Source organism: Myroides sp. A21 (genome assembly GCF_000807225.1).
In the GTDB taxonomy this organism is placed as follows: domain Bacteria; phylum Bacteroidota; class Bacteroidia; order Flavobacteriales; family Flavobacteriaceae; genus Flavobacterium; species Flavobacterium odoratimimum.
Window position 1 is genome coordinate 774,718 of sequence record NZ_CP010327.1, and the last position, 18,179, is coordinate 792,896.

The window sequence follows — 18,179 nt, forward strand, 5'->3', positions numbered from 1 at the left end:
AACTAGATAATGGATAGACTAAGAGAGTTTTTAACCAAAACGGATGAAGAAGAAATTGTTCTTGCTATTACTCAAGCAGAGAAGAATACTTCTGGAGAGATTAGGGTTCATATCGAAACGACTTCTAAGAAAGATCCTTTTGAAAGAGCTCAGGAGGTCTTCTTCGAATTAGGCATAGATAAAACAGCTGCTAGAAATGGTGTGCTGTTTTACATCTGTATTAGCTCTAAAGCATTCGTGATACTAGGGGATCAAGGAATAGACCATAAAGTTAAATCAGACAACTTCTGGGAAGGAACCAAAGAACTAGTCATTAATCACTTCAGACAAGGTCTGTTCAAAGAAGGATTAGTCTACGGTATCCTTAAAGCAGGAAGTCAACTAAAAGTACACTTCCCTTCTCTAGAAGAAAATAAGAACGAATTATCAAACGAAATTTCAAAAGCATAAATCAATGATCAAGCTATTACTAAAAGCATATCATTTTATAACCCTGATTATAATTCTATTATTATCACAGGTAACTTATGCACAATTAGACGTTCCAGAGAAACCTTCTTTCCAAACTTCTGTATACGACTATGCTACCATACTAGAAGCGAATCAAATGAAGCAATTAGAGCGCAAACTTATTGCTTATAGTGATTCTACTTCTACTCAGATAGTACTAATTACCATTCCTTCTCTAAAAGGAGAAAATATTGGTATACTAGGACCTAAATGGGGACAAGAATGGGGCATCGGACAGAAAGGAAAGGACAATGGTATCGTGATCCTAATGGCGGCAAAAGAACGTCAGATCGGTATCTACCCAGGTTACGGAGTAGAACACCTTATCACAGCTGGACAAGGAGGAGAGATTATCCGTAATATCATTATCCCAGAGTTTAAGCGCAATGATTATTACGCAGGATTAGACAAAGGGACAGATGCTATCTTCGAGCTATTGACTGGTACCTATAAGGCAGACAAGACCGTTAGAACAGATGGGGATAATAGTATCGGTGGTCTAGCCTGTTTAGGAATCATCATATTGATCATCGTACTGACTATTGTATTCGGTAAGAAAGATAACAATGGAAGAGGCGGAGGTAATCATCGCTCACGTGACTTTGGAAGTAGCCTACTAGACATCCTGGTATTAAGCAGTCTTGGCCGTGGTGGCGGAGGCGGTGGAAGCTTCGGTGGCGGTGGTGGCTTCGGAAGTGGAGGTGGTGGCGGAGGCTTCGGTGGAGGCTTTGGCGGCGGTGGATTCTCCGGAGGAGGATCTAGCGGTAGCTGGTAGACATACGTCATTCTAAATATATAAGCAGGTAATATAGTAAGTGCTAGTCGCTTCTACATTACCTGCTTTTTTTATGCACTCTCGCTTGCTTTCATTAAAACACAACTACTTTACACCTCCGTACTGACTGCGTTATTTCACTAAATAAAACGGAGTCAGTACGGACTCATAACGGACTCACTACGGACTCAGTCCGCACAAATCAAAAAGGCAAGTCGAGTATAACTCCTATTCTAGCTATACTCTACTTGCCTTTATTATATTTTCTTGTATTTTATTTATGTACTGTTTTTAATAACTCATCACACGCATCGGTCTAGAGACTCCTCCTCTTCCTCTATTCCCTCCTTTTTTAGTTCCTGCGAACTCATTAAGCTTATAAGTCAGTGAGAACATCACATATCGCTTCAGTACTAAACTCTCAGAATCCACTATCTGCATTGGGTCTATCGTACGTGTACTACTTGTATTCTGATTTAATACATCATACACTTTCACCTTAGCACTGAATTTGTCTTTATAGAAATCATACGCTAGACTAATATTCCACATATAGAAATCCTTCTTAAACCCTTTAGCAATCTGTGAATTATAATTATAAGCAAAGTCGTTACCAAATGTAACCTTCTTCGGCCAATATGTTGTAGTCTGTATATTAAATCGATGCGTAAAATTAGAAGCCTTATCCACTGAAAAATTAGTATAACTCGTTGTATTATAATTATAGTTATACGATGGTTTTATAGACACCCATTCTCCGTAATCATAGGTTAGGTACACACGTGGCCCCATCGTATTCCCTCTAGCGGTATAGGTCTCTCCGTCTATATACCCATTATTAATGGTCTTATTATATCTAAACATAATACCGTATCTCAGCGCATGCTCACCCCATTTACTATTCTTAAACCAGTCAGCCGTAACTCCCCACTGATAGTTCCCCTGTATATTCTTATACGTAGAGATAGCCTTCTTATCCTCATCATAGATTACAGATCCTACTATACTATTATCAAATATTCCTGCATTAGCCGAAATACTATATCCAGCACGAGTCTGAAAGTCATACGAACGGTAGCTAAGATTAACGTTATGCTGACCAGTAGGTTTTAGATCAGGGTTACCGATCGTAGTCGTTAATGGGTTAGAGATATCTGTGATGTCAAGTAATTGACTTGCGCTTTGATAATTGACATTATATCGATAGATACCGAATAGACTCTTGTCCTTCGTCAGTCTATAATTAATCATTGCATTAATATTCGGGTCGATATAATGTTTATCTAGACTATACCATTTCGCATTATAAAGAGCTGTAGCCGTATTCTTAACGATCTGAGTCCTCGTCGAAATATTAATATTGTACTTATTCTTATTCAACGCAAAGTTTACATAAGGAGACACCTTATTCCCAATATCCGTATATCTATTTGTCTCTAGTACATTGACATCAGTATACCCCTGTTCTGTCTCATTATAGTTAAATACTTGGAGATCATTAATGCTCTGATTTCTACTCCAGTCCACCCCCACAGATACTCTTAATGAATCTGTGATAGGCTGTGTGAACTCTACAGATAGACCATAACTATCCGTAGTCGTATAATTCTTTCTATATTGTCTACGCCAATCGTCTTCTGTATCTGATTGAAAAAACTGCGTCAGAGATTCACTCAATGCATTATTCGTAGCACTCCTATTACTGTTATTAAAACCAATACTTAGATACTGTCCTTCTTTTTTAAACTTGCGTGTATATTGTGCAGACGAACCAAAACTATCAGAATTCCCTCTAGACGAAGAATGAGCATTACTGCTATTCAGTTTTTCTCCATGCTCATCATAAGAAACTTGATTGCTCTCACTAGTCGAATAGGTGTGATCTGTACTAAAATGAGGGCTAAAATAGAAAGCGTCTTTTTCTCCCATATAATCTACAGATACATTCCCTCTATGCCCTTCATTCCCTCCTAGTGAAGAAGAATTAGAATCTGTGCTAAACTGCCCTGAAGGCAAAAACTTAGTACTAGACGACTTATTAGCTTGTTCTGTCTCTGCAAAGTTATAATCGTAACTACCATTAACCTTGAGCTTATCAGATACATCCTCTACAAAGTTTAGTCCTAACATACGCGATTCTGTAAACCCACCTCTAGAGCGCCCCGTACGCATATTATCAAACACCTTGTCCATAGAGAATCCAACAGCATTGATATTATTAGCAGATCCAATCAAACTAATCTTTCTACGCTTATTAAAGGTATTTAAGAACATTCCTGCTTCATAGTGCTCATCTGTTCCATATCCACCTGATACTCGCCCAAAGTGCCCTTTATTCTTATCCTCGTCTATCGTGATATTGATACTCGCATCATCTGTTCTACTGCGTTCACCTGTGAATTTTTCTTTCTTAGTCTTTTTTTCAGTGACCTGTACTTTCTTGATAATCTCAGCAGGTAAGTTCTCTAGTGCTACTGCACCATCTTCGTTAAAGAAAGGTTTGCCATTGACTAAGATTTCATTGACAGGCTTACCATTGACCGTGATCTTTTTATTCTCATCTAGCTGCACTCCTGGTAGATTCTTTAAAAGCTCTTCAAGATTAGCATCAGGTCTTACCTTAAACGAAGCAGCATTAAACTCTAAAGTATCTTTCTTCATTCGAATAGGTGGAGCATCAGCCACAATCAATACTTCGTCTAGCTGATTGCCATATTCTTTAAGGATAAGTGTTTTAAGGTCTAGATTTTCTTGTACCCCTTTTTCAAACTTCTTAGCGTAATCTTGGTACCCTACCATAGAAAGCTTGAGCACTGAAGGATCAGATAGCTTACTGAAGGCAAGCTTAAAGTTACCTTTGACATCCGTCATGGTGTACTCCACTAGCGTAGAATCTTTCTCTTTCGATAGATATACCGTCACCGCTTCTATCGGCTGTTTTAAACTATCTACTACTGTCCCAGTAATATTCACAGTGCTCTGTGAGTACATATTCACACAGGAGATTAATAGTAGTAACGTCAATAAGTTTCTCATAAAAAAAGCGGTCAATGTTATTACACAAAGACCGCTAGTATATATAGAATATATTACTTACTATTTCTGACGGAAATAAATATCGATAGGCACACCACTGAAGTTGTACATTTCTCTTAACTTATTCTCAATATATCGTTTGTAAGGGTCTTTGATATATTGTGGCAAGTTAGCAAAAAATACGAATTGAGGTGTAGCTGTAGGCAATTGCATACAGTATTTTATCTTGATATATTTTCCTTTAATTGCAGGAGGTGGCGTATTCTCTACGATAGGCAACATCGCTTCATTAAATTTAGAAGTCGAAATTCTTGCTTTTCTATTTTCATATACTTCCACAGCAGTCTCTAACGCTTTTAATAAACGTTGTTTAGTCACTGTAGATGTAAAGATAATAGGCACATCTGTAAATGGCGCAATCTCTTGACGGATTCTATCTTCAAACTGTTTAGTAGTCATAGTATCTTTCTCTACTAAATCCCATTTGTTTACAAGGATAACAACCCCTTTTCTATTCTTCTCTGCTAACCAGAATATATTCTGATCTTGTCCTTCGAACCCACGTGTAGCATCTACCATCAGGATACATACATCACTGTGCTCGATAGCTCTCACAGATCTCATCACTGAGTAGAACTCTAAATCTTCTTTTACTTTTGATTTTCTACGAATACCAGCAGTATCCACTAAGTTAAAGTCAAAACCAAACTGTGTAAAACGCGTATCAATAGCATCACGTGTAGTACCAGCAATATCTGTAACGATATAACGATCTTCACCGATAAGTGCATTGATAAAGCTAGATTTACCAGCATTAGGACGACCTACAACACAAAAACGTGGTAACTCTTCTTCTTCTGTCTCTCTTACTTCTTCTTCTGGCAATGCAGCTACTACAGCATCTAATAGATCTCCAGTACCACTTCCACTCATCCCTGCGATAGGGTATATCTCTCCTAAACCTAGGTTATAGAACTCGAATGTATCATCCATACGCTTCGAGCTGTCCACTTTATTAACAGCTACGAACACAGGTTTAGTCTCCTTGCGCAATAAACGAGCTACTTCAGCATCCATAGGTGTGATACCCTCTTCTACATCTACTACAAATATTACTACATCACACTCTTCAATAGCTAAAGATACTTGACGTCTAATCTCACCCTCAAAAACGTCGTCAGATCCTTTTATATATCCTCCGGTGTCAATCACTGAGAACTCTCTTCCATTCCACTCTGACTTGCCGTAGTTTCTATCACGTGTCACTCCACTAACCGAATCTACGATGGCATCTCTTCTTTGAATCAATCGATTAAAAAAAGTTGACTTCCCTACGTTTGGTCTACCAACTATGGCTACTATATTACTCATAAATATTTTAAATATGTCGCAAAGTTAGTATTTCAATGCGATATTTTAATGATTATTTTATTATTCCTTATTTCTTTTGATTATATCCAAAACGACGTAGTTGATAGTCGCTCGATCTCCAATCTTTATTCACCTTTACGAATAGTTCTAAGTGAACTTTCTTCATAAAGAATTGTTCCATTTCTTCTCTAGCTGTTATCCCTACTTTCTTTAAAGCAGCACCTTTATGTCCGATGATAATCCCCTTCTGACTATCGCGCTCTACCATAATAACAGCTTTAATACGAATGATATTCTCTTCTTCTTTAAACTCCTCTGTCTCTACCTCTACAGCATAAGGCACCTCCTTATCATAGTTAAGCAAAATCTTCTCACGTATAATCTCGTTCACGAAGAAACGTTCTGACTTATCTGTTAGGGCATCTTTAGGGAAATACGGTGGAGATACTGGCAATAGTTCTATGATGCGATCATATACAGCCTGCGTATTAAACTTCTCTAAAGCAGATATTGGAAATATCTCAGCATTAGGAACCTTCTCACTCCATAGGGTTACTTGTTCTTCTAGTTGTTCTTGATTAGATTTGTCTATCTTATTTAGAAGCAACATTACAGGTACTTTAGAGTTGTTAATTCTAGCGAAGAACGCTTCGTCTTTTAACTCTCTCTCCCCTATCTCTACCATATAAATCAATACGTCCGCATCCTCAAAAGCAGATTTAACGAAGTCCATCATTGATTCTTGTAATTCGTATGCAGGCTTAATAATACCAGGAGTATCTGAGAAAACGATCTGATAATCATCTCCATTTACGATTCCTAATATTCTATGTCTAGTAGTCTGTGCTTTAGAAGTGATGATAGACAATCTCTCTCCTACTAAAGCATTCATTAGTGTTGATTTACCTACATTTGGATTACCAATAATGTTAACGTAACCAGCTTTATGCGTCATATTATTTAATTTTTTCGGTAGCAAAGGTAGCTTATATCAATGACATAGGAAAAATTAAATATTATTTATAACAACACTTTATATATATTTAGCTTTTGAAATATAGATAAACAATTAGCCTATCTAAGGTTATATACTTAAAAATAGAAGAGAACAAATGATAGATGAGAACAAAAAACATTGGTCTAAAGTAGAATACCTACACGAAACAGTCAAGAATCCTAATATACATATCAAGGGAACAACAAGTTATTACAGCAATGCCTGGACGGACAGCTTTGAAGATAGTGTAGTACGTTACCTATATGGTGATGAATACAGTCTACAAGCCTGGGAACCACTATGGCATATAGATCAGTTATACATAGGATCTCATGTCTGTATAGCGGCGGAAGTCGTTATCTTAATGGGAGGGAATAATACGCATCGCACAGATTGGTTTAGTCTATACCCTTATCTAGATGTGATACAAGAAGCGTATCAGGCAAAAGGAGACACTACGATAGGTGATGGCGCATGGTTAGGTATGCGATCTATGATCATGCCAGGCATCACTATAGGTGAAGGAGCTATTATCGCTTCAGGTGCTGTCGTTATAAAGGATGTCGAACCGTATACTATCGTAGCTGGTAACCCTGCAAAGCCAATAAAACAGCGTTTCTCAGAAGAAATAATAAAAAAGTTATTGGATTTAAAAATTTATGATTGGTCAGAAGAAAAACTAAATCATCTCCTTAAACACCTATGTAACAATGACATTGAGGCTTTAGAATCAGCTCATTCTGAGTATACACAAGGCTTACAATCAAAATAAAAGTAAAAAAGAGCGAATTATTTTAGGAGCTCATTTGTGAGTTCCAAATATTCGTTCTATATTTGCACCACAATAACGCGGGATAGAGCAGTAGGCAGCTCGTCGGGCTCATAACCCGAAGGTCACAGGTTCGAGTCCTGTTCCCGCTACTAAGTAAAAGCCATTTCTAACGAAGTGGCTTTTTTTATATCCCTACTTTAGTTTAATTCAGATTTATATCAAGAACAAATAATACATTGTCAAAAATGAATAACCTAATCAAAACTTTATTAGAATTAGAAAAACTAAAATATGTTGAACGAAGTACATCTGTAAAAAATCGAAAAGAAAGTACTGCAGAACACTCTTGGAGTTGTTTAATGATTGCCGATGTATTAATAGAATATATAGATAAACCACTTAATAGACTAAAAGTCTTCGAATACTTACTATACCACGATATAGCAGAAGTCTATGCTGGAGATGCTAAGTTTAATAATCCTCAAGAATTACTTTTAAAAGAACAGAAAGAAAGGGATGCATTAAAAACTATTGAGTCTTTCTATCCTAATAAATCTAGATTAATCAACATATTAGACCAATATGAATCACGTTTAGATTTAGAATCGCAATTTGCTAAAGCAGTCGACTGCCTAGACTCTTGTATTAGAAATATCAACGATACCAATAAAACTAGTGCAGATGGTTTTACAGAAGAACTGATTCGCCATAAATATCTACCTTATGTATCTAAATTTACGATTACATTAAATCTATTTGAAACTTTTATGTCTATACTTAAGGAGCAAAATAAATTATAGTGTTTTATCTAATAGTTCTTATCTAAATATCAGTTTACTATAATACTCTGTTGGTACTTATACATATTTATGGCAACACTTAGCAATCCAAGCAAACCAATACCTAGTACAAGTAAACCAACTGCTATCTCTTCTAAAACACTAGAAACAGCAAAATAGTATCCTACTCCACCACCAATAAAAGAAAGCACAGCCATTAGCGTTATAATATATAAGGCTATTACACCTTTCTTCTTGTCCTGCCATATACGTTTAGAAAAATTATTCTGCGTCTTGGTCGAATCCTGCAATGCCGAAAAGCTGACCCCAATTCCTATAAACATCAATGCATTATTCATACACGATAAATAAGTATCCATATTACCGAAAGCTATTCTATCATAGATCGGTTTAAAGCTATAGAATAAAGCTATTAATAGAAAAGGGTACTGTAGGTAACTAATAATTTGAAATGTTTTCTCAATATTCTTCATATAATAGGGAAGTATTAATTCATAATAAGTCTCAGAAACAGAATAAGTACTATTATTACCCTGACTAACACAGTCAAAAATACTAAAATATTCACAAAATAAATGAATCACCTCTTTTTTAATTAACACTTACACACCTATCAAACAACTTTCTTAAAAAGAATATAACCTTCTAGTAATATTACTTCTATAAAATATATTATCAATAATAATTAAGTAAAAAAGACTCCTAGCAGTGAAAAACATTTAACATTAAAGCCAATAAACACTGTTTTACTCAATTGTCTGATTTTGTCAACCCGAATATTGGTTGTACATTTGTACCACAATAGCGCGGGATAGAGCAGTAGGCAGCTCGTCGGGCTCATAACCCGAAGGTCACAGGTTCGAGTCCTGTTCCCGCTACTAAGTAAAAGCCACTTCAATCACTTGAAGTGGTTTTTTCTTGAAATAATATAACTTTATTACGCCTATTTTATAAAAAAAGGGATTACTTAATGTAATCCCTTTTTTATTATCTATTGTAATTGTTCGTGGATTTCTTCCCACTCAATCATCAAATCATCAATCTTATTCTTTTTCTTCTCATAGTCACTAAAGAAATTAGAGTCAGCCATTAGTTTTTCATAGTCCACAGCTAGACGTTCATCATCCTTAGCTACCTTTTTTTCAAGTTCAGCTATTTCATTCTCAATCTTGCTCAATCTATTTTGAAGTGTCTTTTGCTTCTTTTGTTCTTCATAAGATAAAGCAGGTGCTTTTTTCTCCTCCACCACTACTGCTTTAGCTACTGGAGCAACAGTTACTTTCTCGATTTCACGCATATTCTGTGCATTGCGCTCTTCTAAGAAGTAATTGATATCACCTAAGTACTCTTTTATCTTTTGATCTTTAAACTCATAAACTAACTGCGTTAACCCTTGTAAAAAGTCACGGTCGTGAGATACTAACAGTAAAGTTCCCTTAAAGTTCTCTAGAGCTTTCTTCAATACATTCTTAGACTTAATATCTAAGTGGTTCGTCGGCTCATCCATCAGCAATACGTTGATAGGAAGAAGTAACATTTTACACAACGCAAGTCTGTTACGCTCTCCTCCAGAAAGTACTTTTACTTTCTTCTCGACATCATCTCCTCTAAACAAGAAAGACCCTAGCATATCACGTACTTTCACACGGTTACCATCAGTAGCTGCATCTAACATTGTGTCTAATACCGTTTTCTCACCATCTAAGTAGTCTGCCTGGTTCTGAGCGAAGTATCCTAACTGAACATTGTGTCCTAGTTTAATAGTACCCTCGTATTCAAACTCCTCCATTATAGCTTTAATCAACGTAGATTTACCTTGACCATTCTGTCCTACAAATGCTACTTTAACCCCGCGCTCTACTAATAAGTCGATATCTTTAAAGATCACTTTATCACCATAACGCTTCGTTACTTTATCAATTTCTAAAACTACTTTACCTGGATCTATACTCACAGGGAAAGAGATATTCATTACCGCATTATCATCCTCGTCTACTTCGATACGCTCTACTTTATCCAATTTCTTTATAAGAGATTGTGCCATAGAAGCCTTCGTCGCTTTATATCTAAACTTCTCGATAAGTTTCTCTGTCTCCTCTATCTTCTTCGCCTGATTCTTTTGAGAAGCTAACTGCATCTCACGAAGCTCTTCACGCAATACTAAATACTGTGAATAAGGCTTATTAAAGTCATATATCTTCCCTAGTGATATTTCTATCGTACGATTCGTTACGTTGTCTAAGAACATCTTATCGTGCGAAATAATCACTACTGCACCAGCATACGACTTTAAGAATTGTTCTAACCAAATGATACTCTCGATATCCAAGTGGTTCGTTGGCTCATCCAGAAGTAACAAATCGTTATCTTGTAATAACAATTTCGCTAGCTCGATACGCATACGCCATCCTCCAGAGAAAGTATCTGTCTGATTATTAAAATCCTCACGTTTAAAACCAAGTCCTAATAAGATACGTTCTGTGTTACCAACATAATTATATCCTCCGATAATCTCAAAGCGGTGCGTCAAATCACTTAACTTTTCGATTAACTCACTATAACTTTCAGACTCATAGTCTGTACGTTCATTTAATTCAATATTAACCTTTTCAAGATCTGCTTCTACCTTCTTGATTTCTACGAAAGCTTGATAAGCTTCGTCTAGTACAGTCCTACCAGGTATAAAATCAATATCCTGTCTTAAGAATCCGATACGGAGGTCTTTTTCAACAGCCATACTTCCAGTATCAGGCTCTAAATCTCCTGATAATAATTTCAACATAGTGGACTTACCAGCTCCATTCTTCCCAACTAACCCCACACGGTCACCTGCACCGATGCGGAATGTCACATTCTCAAATAAATACTCACCAGAAAAAGAAACTGATAGATTGTGTATATTTAACATACTTAGATTGTACTAAAATTTAAACTTCTTATATCTATGAATAGAGATATTCTCCTCTAGCTCCATAGCCTTTTCTATATTATTATATAATTTCTCTGCTAAGAAAGGGCCTAATAACACCCCTCTAGTTCCCAATCCATTCAACACATGGATTCTCGCAGACTCTCTACTTCTTCCTAACAATGGACGACGATCTTTTACAGTAGGACGCACACCAGCATTATGAGCTACTACTTCAAAGTCTAAGTCAACAACATCTCTCAATCCTTCTAATAACTCTCTTAACCCTTCTTCTGTAGTCGTATCTGTTTTATCTTCCCAATCATAAGTAGCACCTACTTTATATAGATCATTACCTACTGGGATTAAAAATACATTTGCCTTCAATATAATATCTATATTAAGATTTGGAATCTTCACCAAAAGCACCTCACCTTTAGTACCATCTAAAGGCAAATCTTTAAAGAATGGATTCTGTAACATCCCAAAACCTTCTGCAAAAACAATATGCTTAGCCACTATATCCTTATAGCTAACTTCATCCTCTGTATAACTTAAACAATCGTAATCAAAATCCTCTTGTCTATAACTATTGATTTCGTTCAAATAAGCTCTATAAGCCTTAATCAAGGTTTTAGTTTCGACATAACCTGTATAATTCACTTCACCAAAACCAAAAGGAGACTTCACTCCATTAATTTCATTACGAACTAACTTAGGCGATAAATACTTTTCTAAATTAGGTTTATCAGCTGCATGAAACCAATTATTCTGCTCCTCAACAGATAACAATCTTCTGTACAAAGGCATTTCAAAGATAAACTTCTCTCCTAACTTCTTTTCTAATGCTGCATAAAAAGGCAAAGCAATATCTAATTGTTCTCCTACTTTCCACACATCCGTGAAACGCTTTAATACAACAGGGTTATACATACCACCGGCCATTAGTGAAGATGAGCGCTTCTCATTGTCTATCACCACAAAGGTCTTTCCTTCACTAGCTAGTTTTTCTGTAAAACAGATTCCTGCCAAACCCGTACCTACTACAATATAATCTACCATACTTAAAGCCATTAAAAAAGCTCTTATCTATTCTAATAGATAAGAGCTTAATAAATTAGAAACTACAAAATTAGTAATTCCACATATCATCTTCAAGGTTTCGAATCAATTCTTTAATTCTTTCTGCCTCAAATAAACGTTTTAAATCATTACTCTTGATGTAATCATCAATTTTACGATTACCGTATTGGTTATCTGCTTTATAAATAGTAGCACTGAATCTTCTCGAGTTTAACAAATGGTCAAAATTGATTGGATTAAGTGGGTTCTTAGCATTGAATGCATAGTTTTGGAACAATGTATTACGAGCATCAGCAAAGAATATCCAGAATAACTCTACATAGTTCTCGTTAGCTGATCCTTTAGTATACAAGTCTGCTACTACTGGAGCAATACCTAATAATCTATATTTTAACTGTCCTTCATTTCTATCGAAATACCACATACCCATGATGTGATACTCTTTAACATCAGAAGGTCTTAACTCTACTTTCTGAATATATTCCTCAGGAATAGCTTCTCCAGCATTGTAATATTCGATACCAGCATCTGTAGTATCAACTCTCACGAAAGAGTCTTGAATATCTTTTAATGTACGTTGATTTTTAAAATCACTATTATCATACACTTCAGTAATCTCTCCAGATTTAATACCATCGATTAAAACTTGGAACAGAGGTTTTCTTCCTTCAGATGAATACTCATCAATAGGATATAGATACATCTCATTCGCTTTCTCAGCTAATGAAATATTCTCCCATACTTTAATACCGAATAAGATATCTTTCTCACGAACGTGTCCGTAAGGTATTGGTCCTTCTGCTTTGATTAGAATCTCCGAGATTGGCATAATACCAATATCAGCAGCAGATTTTGCATTCAATAGATTCGTCTGAGCGAATGATGCTATTGAAAACAGCGTAAACACTATATATAGTGAAAAATTCTTCAAGTTCATATTCTTCAAAATTTTCTTCTTATAAATTTAAGTGAAATTACATAATCTCAAACGTACATGGTGATGTTTTTTTCAATGCATAGTCTCCTGCACCTTCTAAACGCACTTTAATATCCGAAATTACTACCACGTCACCTAACTGAGCTCTACGAATAGCCGCTTTTGCTCTTTCATTCATTCTATTTCCAGGAACAACGATACTAGGTTGTCCAGGTATTTGCAATACAAAACTAGTAACTGTAAGATTTAAATCAAAGTCAAAGTCTTCTAATTTAGCACCGATAGTCACAATCTCTAAGTTAGACTTAGGTCCCTTAGCATTGAACTCCCCACGTACTGTTCCTCTTGGAGAAGGAATATCTTTAATACGGAAAACTTTTCTATCAGATACTTTTTGTCCATCAGGTAAAGTCCCTGTTACATTAATAACTACTTCTCTTCCTGATTGTGGTCTTAGTGTATATTTACCACCTCCTTGACTTGTAAGTCCTGGAGCAGAAGCTTGTACTTTATCATTAGCGATACCAGCAAACGAAATAGTCATAGGGTTAGAAACACCACGATATACTACGTTCATCTTATCAGCAGATATATTAGCTGAGTTTGGTTTAGGTACTACTACATAACTACCTTTAATATCAATCTCTACTGGCTGGCCATCCTCTACGAAAGTAAACTTACCTCCGATTTGGTGCTCACCTACGTTACCAACAGTAAACCCTAAGTTAACTTGTCCATCAACTAATGATTTAGATAAATCAATGTTTTGACCATTAACAACTACTTTAGTAGGAACAGTTGATTTGTCATAACGACCTAAGACAACTTTACCTTTATAAGTTTCACCAGCAAAAAGAGTAGATTTATCAGCTACTACGATTGCTTGATAGTTCTTCATAGATGCAGCTTTACTAAGTGTATTACCCATTAAGCTGTTATAAATCTCTGCCTCAACTATTTTTGCATCGTTTTGCATTGTTGATAACTTAGTCAAAGAAGCAATAGCTGGGAAACCATAGAAGTTATAATTTAAATAAGCTCTATCTTTTCCTTGGCTATCTTTAACATCGTTTAGATTAAATTTACTATTTATATCTAATACAATCGGTTGGAACTTAGCATCTTTTTCTAAGATATCAAGAAGTGCTTTTTTGTACTTATTAATACCATCGATAAAAGCCTGTCCTTCTGCTGAATAATTATCACCTGTGAACCAAGCATCATTGATAATATCAGATTTATTCATACGCTCAGCAGGTAACTTACCATTCTCTGTGCGTTCTCCTTCAAATTCGCTAGTAATTAGAGTTTTATATTTCCCCACGAAGTCATAGAACTCTTGCGTAATTTTCTCTACTTGCTTTGCTTTTTTTGCAGGGTCAGCGAATTGAGCTGGGTTTTCCTCAGCTTTCTTCTCTAAAGCCCCTAGCAAACCTTCATTATTTGCTTTTGCACCTTCATTAGCTGCCTCGAACTTCTCGTTCACTACACCAAAAGCTGATAAAACCTCTGTAGATACCTGAAGTGCCATCATCGCGATAAACACCAGATACATCAGGTTAATCATCTTTTGTCTTGGGGTCAGTTTTTGTTTAGCCATTACCTTATAATATTTTAAAAATTATAAACTAATTAGCATTTCTTCCACCACCCATAGCAGAAAGCATTCCACCATAAACGTTGTTTAATGACGCTAAATTGTTTGTTAATGCTTGCATTTGCTCTTTTAACTGAGCATTGTTTTCAGCTACTGCCTTATTGATTTCAGCATTCGCTGTTGCGCTTTCTAATTGTACTTTATAAGCTTTATTTAGAGACTCTAACTGTTGAGCAGCTAATGTCATTTCTTGCGCATATTTTTGTGTTGAAGCAACAGAATTCACAGAAGGCCCCATCTCTCTAGAAGCAGCCTCGAAGTTACGAATACTATTTCCTAAGCTATTCATTAACTCTCCATCAATTTTAGCATCCTTCAACATCTGATCTAATTTTTTAGAAAGCATCCCTTCTGTATCTTGAGGCTCTACAACAGCTTGTTTAGCCACTTTTACTTCTCTAGCTTTCCCATCTTTTAATTCTGGATATACCTTTGCCCAATCTAATTCCTCATCAACTGGCTCGAATGCAGAGATTGCAAAAATAAACGCCTCTACTAATAGACCTGCAGTTAACATATTGTTACCATTAAAAGGTCCAAATTCCATGTGCGTAATTTTAAATAATGCACCGATGATTACTACTGAAGCTCCCATTCCATAACAGAAGTTCATCACTTTTTTAGATATTGCCATAGCCTTTTTCTTCTTTTATTTTTTTGTTTGATTATTAACGAGCCATTTTTGCTTGGTTAACACGTGATAAAGAACCTGACACAGATTGTACTGTTCTAAATCCAATGTAACTTCTTGCTGAATCTGCGTACTCAGAATCACGAGTAGCAACTTGTAAGAAATATGCTGGGTCTCTCCAAGAACCACCTCTTACTACTTTTAGTGGGCTTTCGCTAGGTCTATTTCTAGGCTTTAAAGCTGACATGTGATCGTAACTAGAAGCATCATAAGTAGAGCTAGTCCACTCTGCTACGTTACCTGCCATATTGTATAAGTTATATCCATTAGGAGGGTAAGAACGAACATTAGCTGTATAAAGAGCTCCATCTGCTGCATAATCAAAACGAGTTGGTTTAAAGTTTGCCATAAAGCATCCTTTCTCATCCGTTGCATAAGGTCCACCCCAAGGATACATAGCTCCTTCTAGACCACCTCTAGCAGCGTACTCCCACTCACTTTCCATTGGCAAACGGAATTCATTGATCTCAAGAGTCATCTTATTATCTTTCAGATAAATGTTTTTATACATTGATCTCCATGCAGCGAATGCTTTAGCTTGGTGCCAGTTTACCCCTACTACAGGATAATCACCAAAAGCTTCGTGCCAGAAGTAATCATTGTGCATTGGTTCGTTATAAGAATATTGGAATTCTTTAATCCAACGTGTTGTATCAGGATAGATTAATAGCGTCTCCGTTTTTAAGTGTCTATTTCTCTTCCCTCTATTTTCTGTTGATCTATCTCTAGTAGCTGCATCTACATCTACATAAGAATATTTAAACTTCAACTTAGAGTTATCGAAAGTAGTCATGCCATTATACGTCTCACTAGCTGGGATATATAATGAATCCATTACTTCCACATAGTTAGCGTCTGGATACTTTCTAGTATCTTTCACTAAAGGAACTTTTTTATTTAAACGACGTCCAGAGTAGATATCATCACTCACCTGAAGGCTGTAATAGTTCTCATACATATATCGTTGGTATGGGGTCATTCTTTCTAAATCCTCTTCGGCATCTAAGAATGCATACGCACCGATACCACCTGATTCTTTAGCCACACCCATTTCATCAGCTGCAATAGCTAATTTAGTTCGAACAACTGAATCCTTTACCCATTCTACGAATTTACGGTATTGGTTATTCGAAATTTCAGTTTCATCCATATAAAATGAACCGATAGTAACTGTTTTTGTTGGTGCATCTTGGGCTCCTAAGAAATCCTCATTGGCTTGACCCATGGTAAAAGTACCTCCTGGAATAAGTGACATCCCTTGTGGTTTCTCACTGCTCCATCTTTTTCCAGCCTCACCATGCATCAATTCACCTCGATCTCCAGTTCCACAACTGGTCATCAAAGCTAAAACTGCTCCTAACGTAATGATCTTCTTCATATAATTTTAGGTTTTTATGTACTACTATAAAATACTTACAAGTAATTTTTTTTCTTTTTATTTCACAAAACAAAGCTAAAAATTAATTTAACTTAATTATTTATTTTTGTTAAATTAATTTTTATACTACACTTTTTTTTATTGTTCGCCACCATCTTTCAGGTATAACTTGGCTTATAGCCAGCTCATAATCCTCATAACTACAAGGCAACAACACTTTTCTTTCGGCATCCATCGTTTCTATAGAAGCCTCTATCCACCAGCGTTCAGAGATATCACTCTTATAGAATATCAAGTCGTCATATCCTTCTATCGGCACGATATACTTCATATAACTAGCCTTACTGACAAAAGGGTATTCATTCGATCTATAATTAACACCTTCCACAAAATACCAAAGGATTTGTGCTATTAATAACGTTTCATTTTTATTATTATTATAATTAAATATTCCAAAAGATGAAACTCTATCACTTAACCCACTATATCTAGCTAAGGCACATATCTCTCTTCCATCAAATCCATTCGGATTAAAGAACTCAAAATTACCAGAATCAGCAGACTTAACAGAAGTCATATCGATACTTACGATATCAGCATCTCTAAGTACTGGCTCAGCTAATTTTATATTACCAGATATTTCTCCTACTCTATACGCCTCAAAATATAAACTTGCAATTAAGTCTATTTCTTCTTGCGCATTGAAGTAAGTCTGATACCCAATATTAGAAAAATTAAACAGATTCGTAGGCTCTTCTAGTATAATACGCGTCAGATAACTATTTGCCACATCACCTTCTGTCTTAGAAAGGTCTAACTTAGCATCTATAGACACTAGATTCACAGACTGCTCTAGCGCATCATATGCTCTATACATCGCATAGGTCATATCCTGAGACCCTCCTACGAATATAGGGATTACCCCTTGTCTCACTAGATCAGCTACTAGATTCTTCACTAAATAATAAGTATCTTCTAATCTCTCACCCGCTACTACATCTCCTAAGTCTATAATATTCACACCCCAGTTACCAGGATATAACGAATACCAAGCCTTTCTTATTTTAGTGATATCTACTATACTCACTCCTTCACCATTACCTCGATTATCGCTAATACCTATAATAGCAATATTATATCGACCTTCATTCTCAAAAGAACCACCAGAGAAGAACGTTACTTTCTTCCCTATACACTGACTCTGTAAACCATCTATATAAGTGATTAATTCGTTATTTATCGGTCTTAGCAGTTCGTAGATCAT

Annotated in this window: 15 protein-coding genes and 2 tRNA genes; 6 read left to right on the top strand and 11 right to left on the bottom strand. The window is 36.0% G+C overall.

Annotated features, from left to right (window positions below; genetic code table 11):
• The first annotated feature begins 9 nt into the window (after nucleotides 1–9).
• Entirely contained in the window at nucleotides 10–450 is a 441-nt protein-coding gene (locus MYRA21_RS03620; RefSeq protein ID WP_039328589.1) for a TPM domain-containing protein, read from the top strand.
• A 4-nt stretch (nucleotides 451–454) separates the two neighbouring features.
• Nucleotides 455–1,285, top strand: a complete 831-nt coding sequence (locus tag MYRA21_RS03625) for a YgcG family protein (protein ID WP_039328591.1) — start codon at nucleotides 455–457, stop codon at nucleotides 1,283–1,285.
• A 291-nt stretch (nucleotides 1,286–1,576) separates the two neighbouring features.
• Here the strand turns inward: MYRA21_RS03625 and MYRA21_RS03630 are convergent, their stop codons facing one another.
• From MYRA21_RS03630 to era, 3 genes are all read right to left on the bottom strand, one after another.
• On the bottom strand, nucleotides 1,577–4,276 hold the full coding sequence (locus MYRA21_RS03630) for an outer membrane beta-barrel protein (protein ID WP_039330396.1): 2,700 nt from the start codon (nucleotides 4,274–4,276) through the stop codon (nucleotides 1,577–1,579).
• Nucleotides 4,277–4,381: 105 nt separating this feature from the next.
• On the bottom strand, nucleotides 4,382–5,692 hold the full coding sequence (gene der, locus MYRA21_RS03635) for a ribosome biogenesis GTPase Der (protein ID WP_006264649.1): 1,311 nt from the start codon (nucleotides 5,690–5,692) through the stop codon (nucleotides 4,382–4,384).
• Between the two features lie 67 nt (nucleotides 5,693–5,759).
• The gene (era, locus tag MYRA21_RS03640; RefSeq protein WP_006259644.1) at nucleotides 5,760–6,647 is read right to left on the bottom strand and encodes a GTPase Era; all 888 of its coding nucleotides are present in this window, start codon (nucleotides 6,645–6,647) and stop codon (nucleotides 5,760–5,762) included.
• A 157-nt stretch (nucleotides 6,648–6,804) separates the two neighbouring features.
• Between era and MYRA21_RS03645 the strand changes: the two genes are divergently transcribed.
• The 3 genes from MYRA21_RS03645 to MYRA21_RS03655 all read left to right on the top strand — a co-directional run bounded on the left by MYRA21_RS03645 (nucleotide 6,805) and on the right by MYRA21_RS03655 (nucleotide 8,261).
• A complete protein-coding gene (locus tag MYRA21_RS03645) occupies nucleotides 6,805–7,461 on the top strand; it encodes a CatB-related O-acetyltransferase (RefSeq protein ID WP_039328593.1) in 657 nt (218 codons plus the stop codon).
• A 76-nt stretch (nucleotides 7,462–7,537) separates the two neighbouring features.
• Nucleotides 7,538–7,610: transfer RNA gene (locus MYRA21_RS03650), tRNA-Met, on the top strand.
• 96 nt (nucleotides 7,611–7,706) lie between these two features.
• Complete coding sequence (locus MYRA21_RS03655; protein WP_039328595.1) at nucleotides 7,707–8,261, top strand: HD family hydrolase; 555 nt, start codon at nucleotides 7,707–7,709, stop codon at nucleotides 8,259–8,261.
• 29 nt (nucleotides 8,262–8,290) lie between these two features.
• Here the strand turns inward: MYRA21_RS03655 and MYRA21_RS03660 are convergent, their stop codons facing one another.
• Nucleotides 8,291–8,734, bottom strand: coding sequence for a hypothetical protein (locus tag MYRA21_RS03660; RefSeq protein WP_039328597.1), 444 nt, complete (start codon nucleotides 8,732–8,734; stop codon nucleotides 8,291–8,293).
• A 332-nt stretch (nucleotides 8,735–9,066) separates the two neighbouring features.
• Between MYRA21_RS03660 and MYRA21_RS03665 the strand changes: the two genes are divergently transcribed.
• Nucleotides 9,067–9,139 (top strand) — tRNA-Met (locus MYRA21_RS03665).
• Between the two features lie 113 nt (nucleotides 9,140–9,252).
• Here the strand turns inward: MYRA21_RS03665 and MYRA21_RS03670 are convergent.
• The 7 genes from MYRA21_RS03670 to MYRA21_RS03700 all read right to left on the bottom strand — a co-directional run bounded on the left by MYRA21_RS03670 (nucleotide 9,253) and on the right by MYRA21_RS03700 (nucleotide 18,179).
• The gene (locus tag MYRA21_RS03670; RefSeq protein ID WP_039328599.1) at nucleotides 9,253–11,169 is read right to left on the bottom strand and encodes an ABC-F family ATP-binding cassette domain-containing protein; all 1,917 of its coding nucleotides are present in this window, start codon (nucleotides 11,167–11,169) and stop codon (nucleotides 9,253–9,255) included.
• 12 nt (nucleotides 11,170–11,181) lie between these two features.
• Nucleotides 11,182–12,243, bottom strand: a complete 1,062-nt coding sequence (locus MYRA21_RS03675; protein ID WP_039328601.1) for an FAD-binding oxidoreductase — start codon at nucleotides 12,241–12,243, stop codon at nucleotides 11,182–11,184.
• A gap of 58 nt (nucleotides 12,244–12,301) precedes the next feature.
• A complete protein-coding gene (gene gldN / locus MYRA21_RS03680; protein WP_006259648.1) occupies nucleotides 12,302–13,189 on the bottom strand; it encodes a gliding motility protein GldN in 888 nt (295 codons plus the stop codon).
• Between the two features lie 37 nt (nucleotides 13,190–13,226).
• Entirely contained in the window at nucleotides 13,227–14,789 is a 1,563-nt protein-coding gene (gene gldM / locus MYRA21_RS03685) for a gliding motility protein GldM (RefSeq protein WP_006262171.1), read from the bottom strand.
• Nucleotides 14,790–14,817: 28 nt separating this feature from the next.
• Complete coding sequence (gldL, locus tag MYRA21_RS03690) at nucleotides 14,818–15,480, bottom strand: gliding motility protein GldL (RefSeq protein WP_006259650.1); 663 nt, start codon at nucleotides 15,478–15,480, stop codon at nucleotides 14,818–14,820.
• A gap of 34 nt (nucleotides 15,481–15,514) precedes the next feature.
• Nucleotides 15,515–16,915, bottom strand: a complete 1,401-nt coding sequence (gene gldK, locus MYRA21_RS03695) for a gliding motility lipoprotein GldK (protein WP_006262172.1) — start codon at nucleotides 16,913–16,915, stop codon at nucleotides 15,515–15,517.
• Nucleotides 16,916–17,036: 121 nt separating this feature from the next.
• The gene (locus MYRA21_RS03700) at nucleotides 17,037–18,179 is read right to left on the bottom strand and encodes a formimidoylglutamase (RefSeq protein ID WP_006262173.1); all 1,143 of its coding nucleotides are present in this window, start codon (nucleotides 18,177–18,179) and stop codon (nucleotides 17,037–17,039) included.